The following is a 17,719-nucleotide window of genomic DNA, read 5'->3' on the forward strand; positions in this document are numbered from 1 at the left end:
GGCACAATCGTCGGGACGCGCACTGTGGCGCGTCCCTCTCCCCACACCCCCTGACCTGCGGCTCGTCCCGCCATGTGGACGGGATATTCCGCTTCTCGGGATTCTGGGCATCATGTAACTTGCACGACACCGCACCATCGCATCAGGGCCAACGTCGTCCCTACTTGCACCAACTTGCCGAAAGACGACGACGGGAGAGCCGATGCTGTCTGCATCCATGCACTCCGCCAACGAGCCGCAGGCCGCCCGCCGGCCGTACGCGCTCGTGCCGGATGCGCGACCTGCTGCTCAGGGCCTGTACGACCCGCGAAACGAGCACGACGCCTGTGGCGTCGGTTTCGTCGCCACGCTGACCGGCATCGCCGACCACACCATCGTCGAGCAGGCGCTGAACGTCCTGCGCAACCTGGAGCACCGCGGCGCCACCGGCGCCGAGCCGGACTCCGGTGACGGCGCGGGCATCCTGACCCAGATCCCGGACGCCTTCCTGCGCGGCAAGGTCGGGTTCGAGCTCCCGGCGGCCGGCGCCTACGCCGTCGGCATCGCCTTCCTGCCGGACGAGGACGCGTCGGCCGCCGCCGCCGTCGAGCGGATCGAGGCGATCGCGGCCGAGGAGGACCTCACCGTCCTCGGCTGGCGCGACGTCCCGGTCACCCCCGACCTGCTCGGCGCCACCGCGCGCAGCGTGATGCCGCGCTTCCGCCAGCTCTTCCTGGGCAAGGACGGCCTGGCCGGCATCGAGCTGGACCGGATCGCCTTCGTGGTCCGCAAGCGGTCCGAGCGCGAGGCCGGGGTCTACTTCCCGTCGCTGTCCGCGCGCACCATCGTCTACAAGGGCATGCTGACCACCGGCCAGCTGGAGCCCTTCTTCCCCGACCTGTCGGACCGCAGCTACGCGTCCGCGATCGGCCTGGTGCACTCGCGGTTCTCCACCAACACCTTCCCGAGCTGGCCGCTCGCCCACCCGTACCGGTTCGTCGCCCACAACGGCGAGATCAACACGGTCAAGGGCAACCGCAACTGGATGCGCGCCCGCGAGTCCCAGCTCGTCACCGACCTCATCCCGGCCAACCGGAACGGGCAGGGCCTGGAGCGGATCTTCCCGATCTGCACCCCCGAGCACTCCGACTCCGCCTCCTTCGACGAGGTCCTGGAGCTGCTCCACCTCGGCGGCCGCTCGCTGCCGCACTCGGTGCTGATGATGATCCCGGAGGCGTGGGAGAACCACGCCACCATGGACCCGGCCCGCCGCGCGTTCTACCAGTACCACTCCAACCTCATGGAGCCCTGGGACGGCCCGGCCTGCGTCACCTTCACCGACGGCACCCAGATCGGCGCCGTCCTCGACCGCAACGGCCTGCGCCCGGCCCGCTACTGGATCACCGAGGACGGCCTGGTCGTCCTCTCCTCCGAGGTCGGCGTGCTCGACATCGACCAGGAGAAGGTCGCCAAGAAGGGCCGCCTGCAGCCCGGCCGGATGTTCCTGATCGACACCGCCGAGGGCCGCATCGTCGAGGACGAGGAGATCAAGTCCGCCCTCGCCGCCGAGCACCCCTACGAGGAGTGGATCGGCGCCGGCCAGATCCAGCTCGCCAAGCTGCCCGAGCGCGAGCACATCGCCCACACCCACGCCTCCGTCACCCGCCGCCAGCAGACCTTCGGCTACACCGAGGAGGAGCTGCGCGTCATCCTGGCGCCGATGGCCCGCACCGGCGCCGAGGCGCTCGGCTCGATGGGCACCGACTCGCCGATCGCCGCGCTGAGCGAGAAGCCGCGCCTGCTGTTCGACTACTTCGTGCAGCTCTTCGCGCAGGTCACCAACCCGCCGCTGGACGCCATCCGCGAGGAACTCGTCACCTCGCTGCTCTCCAACCTCGGCCCCGAGGGCAACCTGCTGGCCGCCGAGTCCGCCGCCTGCCGCTCGGTCGGCATCACCTTCCCGGTGATCGACAACGACGAGCTGGCCAAGCTCGTCCACATCAACGCCGACGGCGACCAGCCCGGCCTCAAGGCCGTCACGCTCTCCGGCCTCTACAAGGTCTCCACCGGCGGCGAGGGCCTGGCCTCCCGGCTCGCCGCGATCGCCGCCGAGGCCGACGCCGCGATCGCCGACGGCGCCCGGATCATCGTGCTCTCCGACCGGCACTCGGACGCCGAGCACGCCCCGATCCCCTCGCTGCTGCTCACCTCCGCGATCCACCACCACCTCATCCGCACCAAGCAGCGCACCCAGGTGTCGCTGCTGGTCGAGGCCGGTGACGTCCGCGAGGTGCACCACGTCGCGCTGCTGATCGGCTACGGTGCCGGCGCGGTCAACCCGTACCTGGCCATGGAGTCGGTCGAGGACCTCGTCGCGCAGGGCACCTTCTTCGAGGGACACGGCGTCGAGCCCGAGAAGGCCATCAAGAACCTGATCAAGGCGCTCGGCAAGGGCGTGCTCAAGGTCATGTCCAAGATGGGCATCTCCACCGTCGCCTCCTACCGCGGCGCCCAGGTCTTCGAGGCCATCGGCCTCTCCCAGGAGCTGGTCGACGGCTACTTCGCCGGCACCACCACCAAGCTCGGCGGCATCGGCCTGGACGAGATCGCCCGCGAGACCGCCGCCCGCCACACCAAGGCCTACCCGGCCTCGGGCATCCCCGCCGCGCACCGCGCGCTGGAGATCGGCGGCGAGTACCAGTGGCGCCGCGAGGGCGAGCCGCACCTGTTCGACCCGGACACCGTCTTCCGGCTGCAGCACTCCACCCGCAACCGCCGGTACGACATCTTCAAGCAGTACACGGACCGGGTGAACGAGCAGTCCGCCCGCCTGATGACGCTGCGCGGCCTGTTCCAGCTCGACGGCCTCGGCCGCGAGCCGATCCCGGTCGACGAGGTCGAGCCGGTCTCCGAGATCGTCAAGCGCTTCTCCACCGGCGCCATGTCGTACGGCTCGATCTCCCGCGAGGCGCACGAGACCCTCGCCATCGCGATGAACCGCCTCGGCGGCAAGTCCAACACCGGCGAGGGCGGCGAGGACCCGGACCGCCTGTACGACCCGGAGCGCCGCTCCGCGATCAAGCAGGTCGCCTCCGGCCGCTTCGGCGTCACCTCCGAGTACCTGGTCAACGCCGACGACATCCAGATCAAGATGGCCCAGGGCGCCAAGCCCGGCGAGGGCGGCCAGCTGCCCGGCCACAAGGTCTACCCGTGGGTCGCCAAGACCCGGCACTCCACCCCGGGCGTCGGTCTGATCTCGCCGCCGCCGCACCACGACATCTACTCCATCGAGGACCTGGCCCAGCTGATCCACGACCTCAAGAACGCCAACCCGGCGGCCCGCATCCACGTGAAGCTGGTCTCCGAGGTCGGCGTCGGGACGGTCGCCGCGGGCGTCTCCAAGGCGCACGCGGACGTGGTCCTCGTCTCCGGCCACGACGGCGGCACCGGCGCCTCGCCGCTGACCTCGCTGAAGCACGCCGGCGGCCCCTGGGAGCTCGGCCTCGCCGAGACCCAGCAGACCCTGCTGCTCAACGGGCTGCGCGACCGCATCGTGGTCCAGACCGACGGCCAGCTGAAGACCGGCCGTGACGTCGTCATCGCCGCGCTGCTCGGCGCCGAGGAGTTCGGCTTCGCGACCGCCCCGCTGGTCGTCTCCGGCTGCATCATGATGCGCGTCTGCCACCTGGACACCTGCCCGGTCGGCGTCGCCACCCAGAACCCGGTGCTGCGCGAGCGGTTCTCCGGCAAGCCCGAATTCGTCGTCAACTTCTTCGAGTTCATCGCCGAGGAGGTCCGGGAGATCCTGGCCTCGCTGGGCTTCCGCTCGATCGAGGAGGCCGTCGGCCACGCCGAGCACATCGACTCCCGGGCCGCGGTCGACCACTGGAAGGCCGCCGGGCTCGACCTCGCCCCGCTCTTCCACGTGCCGGAGCTGCCCGAGGGCGCGGCCCGCCACCGCACCACCACCCAGGACCACGCGCTCGACAAGGCCCTGGACAACCAGCTGATCACGCTCGCCGAGGACGCCCTGGAGCGCGGCGACGCCGTCCGCATCCAGCTGCCCATCCGCAACGTCAACCGCACCGTCGGCACCATGCTCGGCCACGAGGTGACCAAGCGGTACCGCGGCGAGGGCCTGCCGGAGGGGACCATCGACGTCACCTTCACCGGCTCCGCCGGGCAGTCCTTCGGTGCCTTCGTCCCCCGCGGCGTGACGCTGCGGCTCGAAGGCGACGCGAACGACTACGTCGGCAAGGGCCTCTCCGGTGGCGTCGTGATCGTCCGCCCGGCCCGCGAGGCCGCCGCCATCGGCAACGACGCCCAGAACCACGTCATCGCCGGCAACACCATCGGCTACGGCGCCACCAGCGGCCGGATCCACCTGCGCGGCAAGGCCGGCGAGCGCTTCGCCGTCCGCAACTCCGGTGCCACCCTGGTCGTCGAAGGCGTCGGCGACCACGGCCTGGAGTACATGACCGGCGGCCGGGTCGTCATCCTCGGCGAGACCGGGCGCAACCTCGCGGCCGGCATGTCCGGCGGCATCGCGTACGTCCTCGATCTTCGCCCCGCCAACGTCAACGCCGGCATGGTGGGCATCGAGGCCCCCACCGCCGACGACCGCGAATGGCTGCGCGAGACCGTCCAGCAGCACTACGAGGAGACCGGCTCCACCGTCGCCGCCGAGCTCCTGGCCGACTGGGGCAGCGGGGTCTCCCGCTTCTCCACGATCATGCCGACCGACTACAAGGCAGTGCTCGCCGCCAAGGACGCCGCTGAGCGCGATGGCCTCTCCGAGGCCGAGACCACTCGCAAGATGATGGAGGCGGCTAATGGCTGACCCCAAGGGCTTCCTGACCACGCCCAAGCAGCTGGCCGAGCGCCGTCCCGTGGACGTCCGTCTGCGCGACTGGAACGAGGTCTACGTCGAGCGCAGCCTCCTGCCGATCATCACCAAGCAGGCCGGCCGCTGCATGGACTGCGGCATCCCGTTCTGCCACAACGGCTGCCCGCTCGGGAACCTCATCCCCGAGTGGAACGACCTCGCCTACCGGGACGACTTCGTCGGCGCGATCGAGCGGCTGCACGCCACCAACAACTTCCCGGAGTTCACCGGGCGGCTCTGCCCGGCGCCCTGCGAGTCGGCCTGCGTGCTCGGCATCAACCAGGACGCGGTGACCATCAAGAACGTCGAGGTCACCATCATCGACAAGGCCTGGGACCGCGGCGGCGTCGCCCCGCAGGTGCCCGAGCGGCTCTCCGGCAAGACCGTCGCCGTCGTCGGCTCCGGCCCGGCCGGCCTCGCCGCCGCCCAGCAGCTCACCCGCGCCGGCCACACCGTCGTGGTCTACGAGCGGGCCGACCGCATCGGCGGACTGCTGCGCTACGGCATCCCCGAGTTCAAGATGGAGAAGCGCCACATCAACCGCCGCATCGAGCAGATGCGGGCGGAGGGCACCCGGTTCCGCACCGGCGTGCACGTCGGCGAGGACATCACCGGGCAGCAGCTGCGCGAGCGCTTCGACGCCGTGGTCGTCGCGGCCGGCGCCACCACCGCCCGCGACCTGCCGGTGCCCGGGCGCGAACTCAAGGGCATCCACCAGGCCATGGAGTTCCTGCCGCTGGCCAACAAGGTGCAGGAGGGCGACTTCGTCGAGTCCCCGATCAGCGCCAAGGGCAAGCACGTCGTCGTCATCGGCGGCGGCGACACCGGCGCGGACTGCGTCGGCACCGCCCACCGGCAGGGGGCAGCCTCCGTCACCCAGCTGGAGATCATGCCGCGTCCGAGCGAGGAGCGGCCCGGCCACCAGCCGTGGCCGACCATGCCGATGACGTACAAGGTCACCTCCGCCCACGAGGAGGGCGGCGAGCGGATCTACTCCGTCAACACCACCCGCTTCACCGGCGACGAGGACGGCAACGTCCAGGAACTGCACCTCGTCGAGGTGGAGTTCAAGGACGGCCGGTTCGAGCCGGTGCCCGGCACCGAGCGGGCCGTCCCGGCGCAGCTGGTCACCCTGGCCATGGGCTTCACCGGTACGGACGTGAAGAACGGGCTCGTCGAGCAGCTGGGAGCCGACCTCGACGCGCGGGGTAACATTGCCCGCGACGGCCGGTTCGCCACCAATGTCGATGGCGTGTACGTCTGCGGAGACGCCGGCCGTGGCCAGTCGCTGATCGTCTGGGCCATCGCGGAAGGCCGTTCGGCCGCTGCCGCGGTGGACACGTACCTGGGCGGCAAGACCCCGCTTCCCGCCCCGATCCGGCCCACGGACCGCCCCCTGGTGGTCTGACGGTCCGACCGGCCCCCCTGAACCCCCGGCGCCGCATCGCCGGGAGCTCAACCCGCTGCCCCCGCCAGAGTCGCCGGGCCAACGCGGTCTCCTGGCGCCTGCCCTCTTCCCCGACCAGTTGGAGGGCGGGCGCCGTCGCGTTCTCCGGAAGGCGCCGCCGCGTCCCCGGAGGGCGCCACCGGGTGTCCCGCCGGGCGCCGCCGCGTCCGCGGGACGGTGTCGGGAGGGCGAACGGGAGGGGACGGGGAAGACAACGAACCGGTGTCCCCGCGTTTTCCCGCAGCTCCGCAGGGGAGGCTCCGCGTGCGGCGCGCGCGACGACCGTCCGTACACCGAGGGTTGGCTCACAGCGGAACCACAGGCTTCTCACAGCCGCCGCAAAGCCTCCCGGGACGGGCTGTTGTTCGTCGGTGCCAAGTGGCAGACTTCCGCCGACGGCCGGGGGGCTGCGCGAGTGCGGAGGGTGACTTCGATGGGCACGACTCAGGCAGGCGGGGGCGCGACGGTACGACGTCTGCTGCTCGGCACCCAGCTGCGCAAGCTCCGCGAGGCCAGGGGCGTCAGCCGGGAGGAGGCCGGGTACTCGATCCGCGCCTCCGAATCCAAGATCAGCCGGATGGAACTCGGCCGGGTCGGCTTCAAGGAACGCGACGTCGCCGACCTGCTCACCCTCTACGGCGTCGACGCCGAGCAGGAGCGCGCCACCGTCCTCGGCCTGGTCCGCGACGCCAACGCCAGCTCCTGGTGGCACGAGTACGGCGACGTCCTGCCCGGCTGGTTCCAGAACTATCTCGGACTGGAGGAGGCCGCCGCCCGGATCCGCAGCTACGAGGTCCAGTTCGTTCACGGGCTCCTGCAGACCGCCGACTACGCCCGGGCCGTCGTCACCGCCGGCTGCCACGACCACGCGCCCGACGAGATCGAACGCCGGGTCGACGTACGCCTCAAGCGCCAGGCCGTCCTCACCGGCGAACGCGCCCCGCACCTGGTCGCCGTGCTGGACGAGGCCGCGCTGCGCCGCCCCTGGGGCGGGCCCGAGCTGATGCGCGGCCAACTCGACCGGCTGCTGGAACTCGGCGAACTCCCCAACGTGCGGCTGCAGGTGCTGCCGTTCGGCAACGCCGGACTCGCCGCCGAGAGCGGCGCCTTCACCGTGCTCGGCTTCGCCGAACGGGAACTCTCCGACGTCGTCTACCTGGAACAGTTCACCACCGCGCTCTACCTCGACAAACCCGGCGAGGTCGCCGAGTACCGGCACGCGATGGACGACCTGGTCGCCGACAGCCTCGACCCCGCACGGACCCGCGACCTGCTGCACGCCGTACGCCAGGAGCTTTGACACGTCAGTACGATGATGTCCCATCAGGTGGGTGCACGAGAGGGATCAGATGTCGTACTTCTCCGAGTTGGCGCTGCAGTACATCGACGGCGAATGGTGCAGCGGCAACGGCTCCTGGGACATCGTCGACGTCGACCCCTACACCGGGGACAAGCTCGCCACCATCACCGTCGCCACCACCGCCGAGGTCGACCGGGCCTACCGCGCCGCCGAGCACGCCCAGAAGGGGTGGGCCGCCACCGACCCCTACCGGCGCCGCCTGGTCTTCGAACGCGCGCTGCGCCTGGTCGAGGAGCGCGAGCCCGGGATCGTCGCCGCGATCATGGCCGAACTCGGCGGCACCGCGCTGAAGGCCGGCTTCGAACTCTCGCTGGTCAAGGACGTGCTGCGGGAATGCCTGCACCTGTCCGTGGCCGCCGAGGGCCGGCTGCTGCCCTCGCCCGCCCCGGGCAAGGAGAACCGGCTCTACCGGCTGCCGGTCGGCGTCGTCGGCGTGATCAGCCCGTTCAACTTCCCGCTGTTCCTCGCGCTCAAGGCCGTCGCCCCGGCGCTCGCCCTCGGCAACGGCGTGGTCCTCAAGCCGCACCAGGAGACCCCGGTGGTCGGCGGCGGCCTGATCGCGAAGATCTTCGAGGATGCGGGCCTGCCGCCCGGCCTGCTGAACGTCGTGATCACCGACATCGCCGAGATCGGCGACAGCTTCATCGAACACCCGGTGCCCAAGGTGATCTCCTTCACCGGCTCCGACAAGGTCGGCCGGCACGTCGGCACCGTCGCCGCCGCCCACTTCAAGCGGTCCGTCCTGGAACTCGGCGGCAACAGCGCCCTGATCGTGCTGGACGACGCCGACGTCGACTACGCCGTGGACGCGGCGGTGTTCAGCCGCTTCGTCCACCAGGGCCAGGTCTGCATGTCCGCCAACCGCGTCCTCGTCGACCGCGCCGTCGAAGCCGAGTTCACCGAGAAGTTCGTCGCCAAGGTCGCCTCGCTCACCGTCGGCGACCCGAGGGACCCGGCCACCCACATCGGCCCGCTGATCAACCCCGTCCAGGCCGACTCCCTCTCCGCCCAGATCGACCAGGCGGTCGCCGCCGGCGCCACCGCACTGCTGCGCGGCACCACCACCGGCGCCCTGATGGCGCCGACCGTGCTCACCGGCCTCCCCGAGGACGCGCCGATCCTGCGGCGCGAACTGTTCGGCCCGGTCGTGCTACTGGTGCCCTTCGACGGCGAGGACGAGGCCGTGCGGATCGCCAACGACACGCCGTTCGGACTCAGCGGCGCGGTGCACACCGCCGACCTCGAACGCGGCGTGCGGCTCGCCCAGCGGATCGAGACCGGCATGATCCACGTCAACGGCGGGACCATCGCCGACGAGCCGGGCGTGCCGTTCGGCGGGGAGAAGAACTCCGGCGTCGGGCGGCTCAACGGGGAGGCCACGGTGGACGCCTTCACCACGCTGAAGTGGATCTCGGTGCAGCACGGCCGGGCGGTCTTCCCGTTCTAGCCGGTGCCTCCCGGCCGGGATGCACCGGCCGGGAGTCGGCAGCGGCCGGGAGCCGGCAGCGGGGGCAGGTCATGCGGCCCGGGCCTCCCGGCGGTAGCCGCCGGGGGCCTGCCCGAACTCCCGCTTGAAAGCCTTCGCGAAGGCGTACTCCGAGCCGTAGCCGGTCTGCGCCGCCACCGAGGTCAGCGGCGCCTCCGACTCGCGCAGCAGCCGGGCCGCCGTGGTCATCCGCCAACGGGTCAGGTACGCCATCGGCGGCTCGCCCACCATCGTGGTGAAGCGGCGGGCGAAGGCGGCCCGGGACAGGCCCGCCCGGTCCGCCAGCGACTCCACCGTCCACGGCGTCGCCGGCGCCCCGTGGATCGCCGCCAGGGCCGGGGCGACGGCGGCGTCCCGCAGCGCCGCCGCCCAGCCGGCCGCCGCCGCGGCGGGCTGGTCCTCGAACCAGGCCCGCAGGATGTACAGCAGCAGCGCGTCGATCAGCGCCGGGACGATGCCCGCCGAACCGATCCGGGGGTTCTCCAGCTCGGTGCCCAACAGCTGCACCGCGGCAGCCAGTTCGGGGTGGCGGCCGTGCCGGGTCGGCAGGTGGATCAGGGCCGGCAGCTGGCGGACCATCGGGTGCGGGCGGCCCTGGTCCAGGTGGTAGTTGCCGCACAGCAGACTCGTGCGGGCGCCGTCGCCGCCCAGGGCGAGGGTGCCGATCGGCGAGGCGTCGTCCACCCGGCAGGTGTGCGAGTCCACCGGCGGGGTGTCGGGATGGTCGGCGAGGACGTGACCGCCGCCGTCGCGCAGGAAGACGATGTCGCCGGGGCTGAGCGCCACCGGGTCGTGCCGCCGCCCGTCGTCGTCCCCGGTGCCCAGCGGGATCAACCAGCAGGTGCCGTACAGCACCACGTGGAAGCCGGCGCCGAGCACCGGGGGCAGGCGCAGGGCCCAGGGGGCGCGGCCCTCGGTGCGGACGGAGGACAGGTAGGCCGTCCGCATCGAACCCAGTGCCTCGGTCAGGATGTCCAACGCCCGTCCCCCTTGCTCGTTCTCGCCAGTGCCCGCTCGTTCTCGCTCGTTCTTGCTCGTTCTCCGTGGCCGCCGGTCGGTCGCCGGTCAGTCGACGCTCAGGACGACCTTGCCCTGGACGGTACCGGAGGCCACCAGCTCGTGCGCCCGGCCGGCCTCGGCCAGCGGGAAGGCCTGCGCGACGTGCGGACGGATCCGGCCCTCGTCCACCAGGGCGGCGATCGCCTCCAGCGCGGCGTAGTCGGGCTCGACGGAGATCCCCGCGAAGCGGCGCCCGGCGGCCTCGACCGCGGCGGCCAGCTCACGGTCCCGGTGTTCCATGATGCTCACCAGGACGCCGCCGGGCTTCAGCACCTCCAGCGCGCGGGTGTTCTCGGAGGAGGAGTCGAAGACGACGTCGACGTCCCGGACCGCCTCGGTGTAGTCGGTGGTGCGGTAGTCGATGACCTCGTCGGCGCCGATCTCCCTGAGGAATCCGTGCTTGGGCTCGCTCGCCAGCGCGATCACGTACGCGCCGCGGGCCTTGGCGATCTGGACGGCGAAGTGGCCGACGCCGCCCGCCGCCCGGTGGACCAGCACCCGCTGCCCCTCGCCGATCTTCGCCGCGTCCACCAGGCCCTGCCAGGCGGTCAGCGCGGCCAGTGGCAGGGCGGCGGCCTGCTCGTGGTCGATCGAGGCCGGCTTGCGGGCCAGCTGGCGGGACGGCGCGGCCACGTACTCGGCGTAGGCGTTCGCGGCGCGCGGGAAGAACGGCATCCCGTACACCTCCTCGCCCACCCGGTACCGGGCGCCGGGCGCGGCCTCCTCCACCACGCCGGAGAGGTCCCAGCCCAGCGTGAACGGCGGCTCGCCGAGCAGCGGGAACAGGCCCGCCCGCACCGCCACGTCCACCGGGTTCACGCCGGCCGCCTTCACCCGCACCAGCACCTCGCCGCTCAGCAGCTCGGGGCGCTCGACCTCGGTGACCTCCAGGACCTCCGGCCCGCCGACCTCACGCTGCACCACCGCACGCATCGCACTCACTCCCTGTCCGGTCAACACCGGCCCCCCGTGGGGCCGTTCGCGATGTGTTCAACGATAGGGAGGGCGGATGAGCGGATGAATATCCTTCAGTCTTCGCTGGATGTCCGATCGTCTCGCCGGGTGAGCGGCTCAGGCCGGGTAGCGGACGAGACCGTCGGTGGTGAGCTCGAAGTCGAAGGGAGACGGGATCGGCACCCGGTCGCCGAACTTGCCGTTCCACTGCTGGTGGTAGCCGGTGGCGGAGGGCTCGGAGTAGAGCGTGATCGCGGTGGTGCGCGGGTCGATCACCAGGTACAGCGGGATGTCCATCAGCGGGTAGTCGCGGACCTTGCCGACCAGGTCGTTCTCGGGATTCGACGGGGAGACGATCTCCACCGCGATGGCAGCCTGCTCGGATGGCACCTCGTTGCCGCCTTGCTGGACGAACGAACGCGGGATGTAGGTCAGGTCGGGGTTGCGGAGCTTGCCGACGTTCGGGGAGGCGAGGTCGGTGTTCTCGCTCGGCATCAGGTCGGACGGGCGGTGTGCGTCGATCTGCTCACGGACCAACAGAATGTTGTGCTGGTGGATGACCGAAGGGCCGGTCATCATGATGATCTCGTCGCCGGAGATCTCGATCTTCCACCCGGCCGGGGGCGTCAGGCTCTGCGCGTACGCCAGCAGCCGGGCGTGGCGCTCGGGGATCTGGAACTCGCTCATGCCGTCATTGTTCCACCGCGCCGGATGCGGCGAGGCGCCGCCGGGCGGACGGGCCCGGCGGCGCCTCATCGGGGGGCGTCGGTCAGAAGACCGGCTGGCCGGCGCGGACGAGGCGCCAGGAGTCGGTGAAGAAGTCGGCGGGGTCGATGACGCCCTTGGCCTTCACCCAGGCGATCATGGTGTTGCGGATCTCGTCGGAGTTCGACCAGACCAGCTTGGCGTTGGCCACGTGCGGGAAGTTGCCGCCGCCGTTGGCACGGTAGTTGTTGACCGCCAGGACGAACTGGGCGGCGGGGTCGATCGGCTTGCCCTGGAACGACAGGTTGACGATCCGCGAGCCCTTCGGCTGGGCGACGTCGATGTCGTAGGTCAGACCGTAGACCGAGTCGTAGTTGTAGTCCGGGGTGGCCTCGGCGCCGGTCAGGGCGTCCTTGTCGACCGGGGCGCCCACGGCGAGCTGGTTGTAGTACTTCGCCGAGAACTCCAGGTAGTCCTTGAGCTGGGCGCCCGTCAGGACGCGGGCCTCCAGGGTGTTCTCGTAGATGTAGAGGCCGGCGGCGTCGCGCAGCTTGACCTGGCCGGACGGGATCAGGGCGGTGCGGTTGAACGGCGCGGCCTGGGCGAGCACCGGCAGGTTGGCGTACTGCCCGCCCGCCAGCGCGGCCTTGACGGCGTCGGCCTGGACCCTGCCGATCAGGTCGATGATCGGGGTCGCCTTGAAGCGGGACTCGGCGATCGACAGCTCGATCTTGCTGGTGCCGATGTTCTGGTTGACGTACGCGACGACCTTCTTGTGCTGCTCGGTGAGCGCGTTGGTGATCTCCGGGTTCTCCGGCACGGTGTTGGAGTTCAGCACCCGCGAGGAGACCGAGGTGACCTTCCAGGCGCCGTTGGCGAACTCGACCTCGAAGTCGAAGCAGCTCAGGCGCTGGCCCCAGCAGAGCGGCTCGGAGAGCACGACCGTCTTGCCGGTCTTCTTGTTGACGATCAGGCGCTGCGGGACCTCCTTGTGGGTGTGGCCCACCAGCACCGCGTCGATGTCCGGGACGGTCTCCGCCATCTCGCCCGAGGCGTCCTCGGGCCAGGGCAGCTGGTCGCCGTAGGTGGTCGCCTCGTCGATGCCGGAGTGCGCCGAGACCACGATGACGTCGGCGCCCGCCGCCTTCATCCGGGGCACGTACTTGGCGGCGGTCTCCACGATGCCGGGGAAGACCATCTTGCCGCTGACGTTGGCCTTGTCCCAGATCGCGATGCCCGGGTTGGTGAGGCCGAGGATGCCGACCTTCAGCGACTTGCCCTCGCCGAGGTGCAGCTCCTTGATCACGTACGGCGGGAAGGCCGGCTTCTCGTTCTTCGCGTGCAGCGCGTTCGCGCCGAGCAGCGGGAACTCCAGCTGGTCCTCGAAGGCCTTCACGGTCGGGATGCCGTAGTTGAACTCGTGGTTGCCGAGCGCGGCGGCGTCGTACTCCATGAGGTTCATGGCGACGGCCATCGGGTGGTCCGGCACGGTGTCGCCGTCGGTGGCGATCGGCTCGATCCGGGCGTAGTAGTAGGTCAGCTGGGTGCCCTGGATGATGTCACCGGAGTCGATGAGCAGGCAGCGGTCCCAGCCCTTCTCCTCGCGCACCTGGTTGGCCAGGGTGGAGATCTTGGCGAGGCCGACCGCGTTGTGCGCCTTGTCGACGTACTCGGCGTCGGTGAAGTAGTCCCAGTTGAGCACCCGGCCGTGCAGGTCGGTGGTGCCCATGACGGTGAAGGCCTGCTTGCGGGGCTTGCGCTGGCCCTTGGCGGCCGCCACGTCCGGCTCGGCAGCCGCGGCGGAGGGGGCGGCGGCCGCGGCGGCACCACTGGCCAGGGCGGCGCCGGCGGCGGTGGCGGCGGACCGGGTGACGAAGTCACGGCGGTTCAGGGGCATGGACGACTCTCCCGGGTGGGAACGACGGCAGATGGACCGTCAACTTGTGTACGTGAGTGCGTGTGCGTCATCGCGTCGACGCGCGTAGAGGGACGCGCGTAGAAGTGTGCCGTGCGGGCCGGGTCGCTGGATAGCCCCCGGACCTGTCCAAGAGGTGAGATCTTGGCGACTCGTTCGTGACGACGGCGGGCGGGGACGGGGGTGGTAGGGGGGCCGGACGGGCCCGGCCCGGAAGCCGTTCCGGGTCGGACCCCAGGTCAGGCTTCCGGGCCGGGTCCTCGGGCCTCGCGGGCCGGGTCTTCGGGCGTCGCGGGCCGGGTCCTTGGGCCTCGCCGGTCGGTTCTCGGGTCAGCCTCCCGGCGCCGGCCTCCCCGGCCCCGTGGACTCAGACCAGTTCGGCGCTCAGCAGGACCACCTCACGGCCGAGCTCGGCCGCAGGGTCCGGGGCGTCCGCGCCCGCCCACGGCTGCCAGGTCCGCGCCCGCAGGTAGCCGGCCACCGCGAGCGGCAGCCGGTGCCGCACGATCCGCTCCGTCACCGGACCGGGGCCGGCCTCGCGCAGGGCCGTCAGCAGGCCGTCCACCCCGGCGGAGGGCGGCAGCGGCACGGTGTCCAGGTAGGCGGCCAGCGCCTCCAGTTCGGGGTCGGGCTGCGGTGCCGGCACCGGCACGGGTTGCGGCGCCGGCACCGGCTGCGGGTCCGGCTGCGGCACCGGGGCCGGGGAGCCGCCCTCCGGTCCGTCCGGGGGGCCCGCGCCCTCCCGACTCCTCGAACCGTTCGGGCCGTCCGATCCCTCCGGGCCCCCCGGCCCGGCGGGCCCGCGGCCGGGGGCGACCAGCGCACCCACCCCGTACAGGGCGGCCACCACCCCCAGCCACAGGTCCCCGCCGAGCCCGAGGTAGTGCAGCCCCACCCCGACGGCGCCGCCCCCGAGCCCGGCCAGGTTCCTGGGCGAGTTCAGGTACCGCAGCGCCCGCCGGCCGGGCCCGTCACTGGTAGCCACGGATCTCCTCGAACGCCCCGTCCAGCGACCCCGAGCCGTCGAACAGCTTGCCGCCGCTGAGGTCCGCGACGCCCTGCAGCTGGGACACCGCCGCCTCGCCGAACCTGATCGGGAACACCGGGACCGACTTCTCCCAGGCCGGCAGCGCGTCGTGGAAGCGCTTGAAGTCGGCGTCCGTCGCGCCGGCGTTGCTCTCCCCGTCGGTCATCAGCACGATCGACGTGAAGCGGTCGTCGTTCGCCGCCGCCTGCTGACGCTCGATCACCCGGTACGCCTCCTCCAGCGAGTCGTACAGCGCGGTGCCCCCCGAGGCCGACAGCGACTGCACGTCCGCGTCGATCGCCGCCAGCTCCGCCTGCGGGCCGGGCTGGCTGCCGGACGGCGGCACCACGTGCGTCTTCGCCCACTTCACCGCGGAGGCGAAGGAGAGCAGGGTGACCTCCTCGCGGTTGCGGAAGCGGCGCACCCCGCGGGTGTCGTCCGCGCCCGTCAGCCGGCTCAGCGCGGTCTTCAGCGCCGCGATCCGCGAACCCTCCATCGAACCCGAGGTGTCCAGCACGTACACCGTCCGGGACGGGCGGCGCAGCTCGTTCTGGTACGAGGCCAGCAGGCCGTCCGCGACCGCCCGCGTCCCCGGGAACGGCAGCTCCCGGCGGCGGTCCGTCGGCAGGCCGGCGGCCGGGGCCACACCCGCCGTCGCCGGGCGGCGCAGCGTCACCTCGGACATGCGCTTCTGCACCTCGTCCTTGAGCAGGTACGAGGTCAGCCGCTGGAAGGCGTCGCGCTGGTCCGGCGCCGCGGAGGACAGCAGCGACAGCGGGTAGTCCGCCGACACCACGCCGTCCACCGGGCGCACCACCGTCAGCTGCTGCTGCGGCGGCAGCGTCCGGTTCAACGACAGCAGCACCGACTCGTAGTTCACCAGCGCCCCCACCGAGCCCGACTCGGCCCGGGTGTACGCCTGGGCCAGCCAGCCCGAGGAACCGGACGTCAGCTTCTGGCCGGTGAAGAACTGCTTCAGCCGCGGCGCCGCCTTCTGCACGTCCGCCTCGGCCAGCGCCCCGTCCGCCCCGGAGAACGCCGAGGCGACCGCCACCAGCGTGGAGAAGCCGGAGTTGGAGCGCGACGGGTCGGCCATCCCGTACGTCAGTTTGCCGGCCGCGGCCGCGTCACCGACCTGCGCCCAGGTCACCTTCGAGCCGTCCCCCCAGCCCAGGTCGCCGAGCACCGAGGAGCGCACCCCGATCGCCACCGGCGAGACCATCACCGGCGTCTCGGACAGCACCTTGGACTTCCCGGTCGGGTCCAGGCGCAGGTACTGGTTCGACGGGAACCACACCGCGTCGTACTTGCCGTCGGCCCGGCCCGAGGAGACGGCGTCCGCGCCGTCCAGCGTGCCCGTCCAGGCGAACTGCACCGTCACCCCGGTGGCCTTCCTGGCGTCCTCCAGCACCGGTGCCAGGTCCTGCAGTTCACTGCCGGCCAGGACGCGCAGCACCCCGGGCCTCGCGGTCTCCGCCGGCGGGTCCGACGGCCTCGGCCCGGACGTGCCGCCGGAGGACGTGCAGGCGGTCACCGCCGCCAGGACGGCCACCAGTGCGGCGGTGAGCCGGCTGCGGCGCTTCGTACGGAGGTTCACTTCGGGCTTCCACCCTTCGCCGCGGCGGTCAGCTTGAGCATGTTGTCCAGCGAGGGCAGCGTGGCCTGCTTGAACCCGGAGTTGCGCAGGTCGTGCGCGAAGGCCGGCTTCTTGTCCTTCATCAGGTTCCAGAAGGCCTCCTGGTCGGCCTGCGGGCGCAGACCGAACCGGGCCTCCAGACCGCGCAGCACCGCGTCGTTCTCCAGCGCGTCGGCCAGCTTCCGGCCGGCCTCCGTCCGGGCCACCAGGGTGTGGTCCGACTGGATCGTGGTGTCCGGGTACATCACCACCATGTCCCCGGTGTCCTTGCCCCGCAGCGGCAGCGCGGCCGCCTGCGACTCGTACGCGAAGACCAGCGTGCCGACGCCGGCGAAGAAGTCGCGGAACGGCTCGTCGCTGCTGATCTTCTGCATGCCCTGGACGCCGTTCGAGGTCGCCAGCACGTCCCGGACGGCGTTGACGCCGGCGTCGTCCTGCACCACCTGGTTGCCGTTCGCGACGTACGAGAGCAGCGCCAGGTACATCGCGCCCGAGGAGGACGTCTCCGGGTCCGTGGTGGACACGAACAGCGGTCCGGCCAGCTCCGGGTGCTCCGCGGCGCCCTGCAGGTCCTTCCACTTCTGACCGGACTTCAGTGCCGCCACGTACTTGTCCATGCGGAACGTCCAGACGCCCTTGCCGTCCACGTCCGCCAGCTGGTTCTCCTTCAGGACCTTCGCCGCCGACTCGTGCGTCACGACCACCAGCGGCGAGTAGAACGGCACCAACGGCGAGTCCGTCAGCTGCCAGTTGCGCTGGATCTCCCGGGCCGGCGCGGCGCTCGCCGGAAAGGCGAAGTCCAGCCCCTTGGTGCTCCTCGCCTGCTCGCTCATCGTCCAGGAGCCCGTCGAGTCCGCCCTGACCTCCAGGCCCTGCTTCTTCAACTCGGCCTTGACATCGGGGTTGTCGAAGAAGTCGCGCTTCTCCGACCCGATCAGGCCCGTGACCGTGACCACCGGGGTCCCGGCCCCGCTGTCGTCGGGGATCAGCGCGTAGGCGACCCAGCCCAACAGGGCCAAGGTCGCCACCACCCCCAGAACGCCTCCGCGTCTCATGCCGAACGCCTCCCCCTCGTCAGCGACTTCGTCCGCGTCGCTCCATCGTCCGGGTGGTGACCCGGCACCTCCGGATCGTCACCCGGGGGTGACGAGCGTCCCGCCGGGCGGGGAGCGCCAACGGAAGAGGCGGTGAACGAAGGGTGAACACCCCTTCACGGAATCGCATCGGACGGCCCGTCACGGGAGCGGTCGGACCGGTCCGGAGGAG

Annotated in this window: 11 protein-coding genes; 4 read left to right on the top strand and 7 right to left on the bottom strand. The window is 71.5% G+C overall.

The window, feature by feature from the left end; translation table 11 throughout:
• Window positions 1-202 precede the first annotated feature (202 nt).
• The 4 genes from gltB to ACFV0O_RS08455 all read left to right on the top strand — a co-directional run bounded on the left by gltB (window position 203) and on the right by ACFV0O_RS08455 (window position 9,118).
• Window positions 203-4,819: a glutamate synthase large subunit gene (gltB, locus tag ACFV0O_RS08440; RefSeq protein ID WP_380338102.1), complete on the top strand. Its 4,617-nt coding sequence runs from the start codon at window positions 203-205 to the stop codon at window positions 4,817-4,819.
• Window positions 4,812-6,272: a glutamate synthase subunit beta gene (locus tag ACFV0O_RS08445; RefSeq protein ID WP_380338104.1), complete on the top strand. Its 1,461-nt coding sequence runs from the start codon at window positions 4,812-4,814 to the stop codon at window positions 6,270-6,272. The genes gltB and ACFV0O_RS08445 overlap by 8 nt, the downstream gene beginning before the upstream one ends.
• Window positions 6,273-6,744: 472 nt before the next feature.
• Window positions 6,745-7,611: a helix-turn-helix domain-containing protein gene (locus ACFV0O_RS08450; RefSeq protein ID WP_380338107.1), complete on the top strand. Its 867-nt coding sequence runs from the start codon at window positions 6,745-6,747 to the stop codon at window positions 7,609-7,611.
• Window positions 7,612-7,660: 49 nt separating this feature from the next.
• The gene (locus ACFV0O_RS08455; RefSeq protein ID WP_380338294.1) at window positions 7,661-9,118 is read left to right on the top strand and encodes an aldehyde dehydrogenase family protein; all 1,458 of its coding nucleotides are present in this window, start codon (window positions 7,661-7,663) and stop codon (window positions 9,116-9,118) included.
• Between the two features lie 69 nt (window positions 9,119-9,187).
• Here the strand turns inward: ACFV0O_RS08455 and ACFV0O_RS08460 are convergent, their stop codons facing one another.
• The 7 genes from ACFV0O_RS08460 to ACFV0O_RS08490 form a co-directional block, all read right to left on the bottom strand.
• Window positions 9,188-10,135, bottom strand: coding sequence for an AraC family transcriptional regulator (locus ACFV0O_RS08460; protein WP_380338109.1), 948 nt, complete (start codon window positions 10,133-10,135; stop codon window positions 9,188-9,190).
• Between the two features lie 87 nt (window positions 10,136-10,222).
• Window positions 10,223-11,149 carry an NADP-dependent oxidoreductase gene (locus ACFV0O_RS08465; RefSeq protein ID WP_380338112.1) on the bottom strand — a complete coding sequence of 309 codons (927 nt, stop codon included), beginning with the start codon at window positions 11,147-11,149 and terminating at the stop codon, window positions 10,223-10,225.
• Between the two features lie 138 nt (window positions 11,150-11,287).
• Window positions 11,288-11,857, bottom strand: coding sequence for a Uma2 family endonuclease (locus ACFV0O_RS08470; RefSeq protein WP_380338114.1), 570 nt, complete (start codon window positions 11,855-11,857; stop codon window positions 11,288-11,290).
• 82 nt (window positions 11,858-11,939) lie between these two features.
• Entirely contained in the window at window positions 11,940-13,772 is a 1,833-nt protein-coding gene (locus tag ACFV0O_RS08475) for a 5'-nucleotidase C-terminal domain-containing protein (protein WP_360256788.1), read from the bottom strand.
• A 385-nt stretch (window positions 13,773-14,157) separates the two neighbouring features.
• Window positions 14,158-14,775, bottom strand: a complete 618-nt coding sequence (locus ACFV0O_RS08480; RefSeq protein WP_380338117.1) for a hypothetical protein — start codon at window positions 14,773-14,775, stop codon at window positions 14,158-14,160.
• Window positions 14,762-16,414: an extracellular solute-binding protein gene (locus ACFV0O_RS08485; RefSeq protein ID WP_380338119.1), complete on the bottom strand. Its 1,653-nt coding sequence runs from the start codon at window positions 16,412-16,414 to the stop codon at window positions 14,762-14,764. The genes ACFV0O_RS08480 and ACFV0O_RS08485 overlap by 14 nt, the downstream gene beginning before the upstream one ends.
• On the bottom strand, window positions 16,411-17,484 hold the full coding sequence (locus ACFV0O_RS08490) for a hypothetical protein (RefSeq protein ID WP_380338122.1): 1,074 nt from the start codon (window positions 17,482-17,484) through the stop codon (window positions 16,411-16,413). Before ACFV0O_RS08490 ends, ACFV0O_RS08485 begins: the two co-directional genes overlap by 4 nt.
• Window positions 17,485-17,719: the final 235 nt, after the last annotated feature.

This window comes from Kitasatospora sp. NPDC059577 (genome assembly GCF_042735475.1).
In the GTDB taxonomy this organism is placed as follows: domain Bacteria; phylum Actinomycetota; class Actinomycetes; order Streptomycetales; family Streptomycetaceae; genus Kitasatospora.

Bases quoted from the DNA above. Each gene is read 5' to 3' on its own strand.
- ACFV0O_RS08470 (WP_380338114.1), bottom strand. From the start codon at position 11,857: ATGAGCGAGTTCCAGATCCCCGAGCGCCACGCCCGGCTGCTGGCGTAC.
- ACFV0O_RS08475 (WP_360256788.1), bottom strand. From the start codon at position 13,772: ATGCCCCTGAACCGCCGTGACTTCGTCACCCGGTCCGCCGCCACCGCC.
- ACFV0O_RS08455 (WP_380338294.1), top strand. From the start codon at position 7,661: ATGTCGTACTTCTCCGAGTTGGCGCTGCAGTACATCGACGGCGAATGG.
- ACFV0O_RS08445 (WP_380338104.1), top strand. From the start codon at position 4,812: ATGGCTGACCCCAAGGGCTTCCTGACCACGCCCAAGCAGCTGGCCGAG.
- ACFV0O_RS08450 (WP_380338107.1), top strand. From the start codon at position 6,745: ATGGGCACGACTCAGGCAGGCGGGGGCGCGACGGTACGACGTCTGCTG.
- ACFV0O_RS08465 (WP_380338112.1), bottom strand. From the start codon at position 11,149: ATGCGTGCGGTGGTGCAGCGTGAGGTCGGCGGGCCGGAGGTCCTGGAG.
- gltB (WP_380338102.1), top strand. From the start codon at position 203: ATGCTGTCTGCATCCATGCACTCCGCCAACGAGCCGCAGGCCGCCCGC.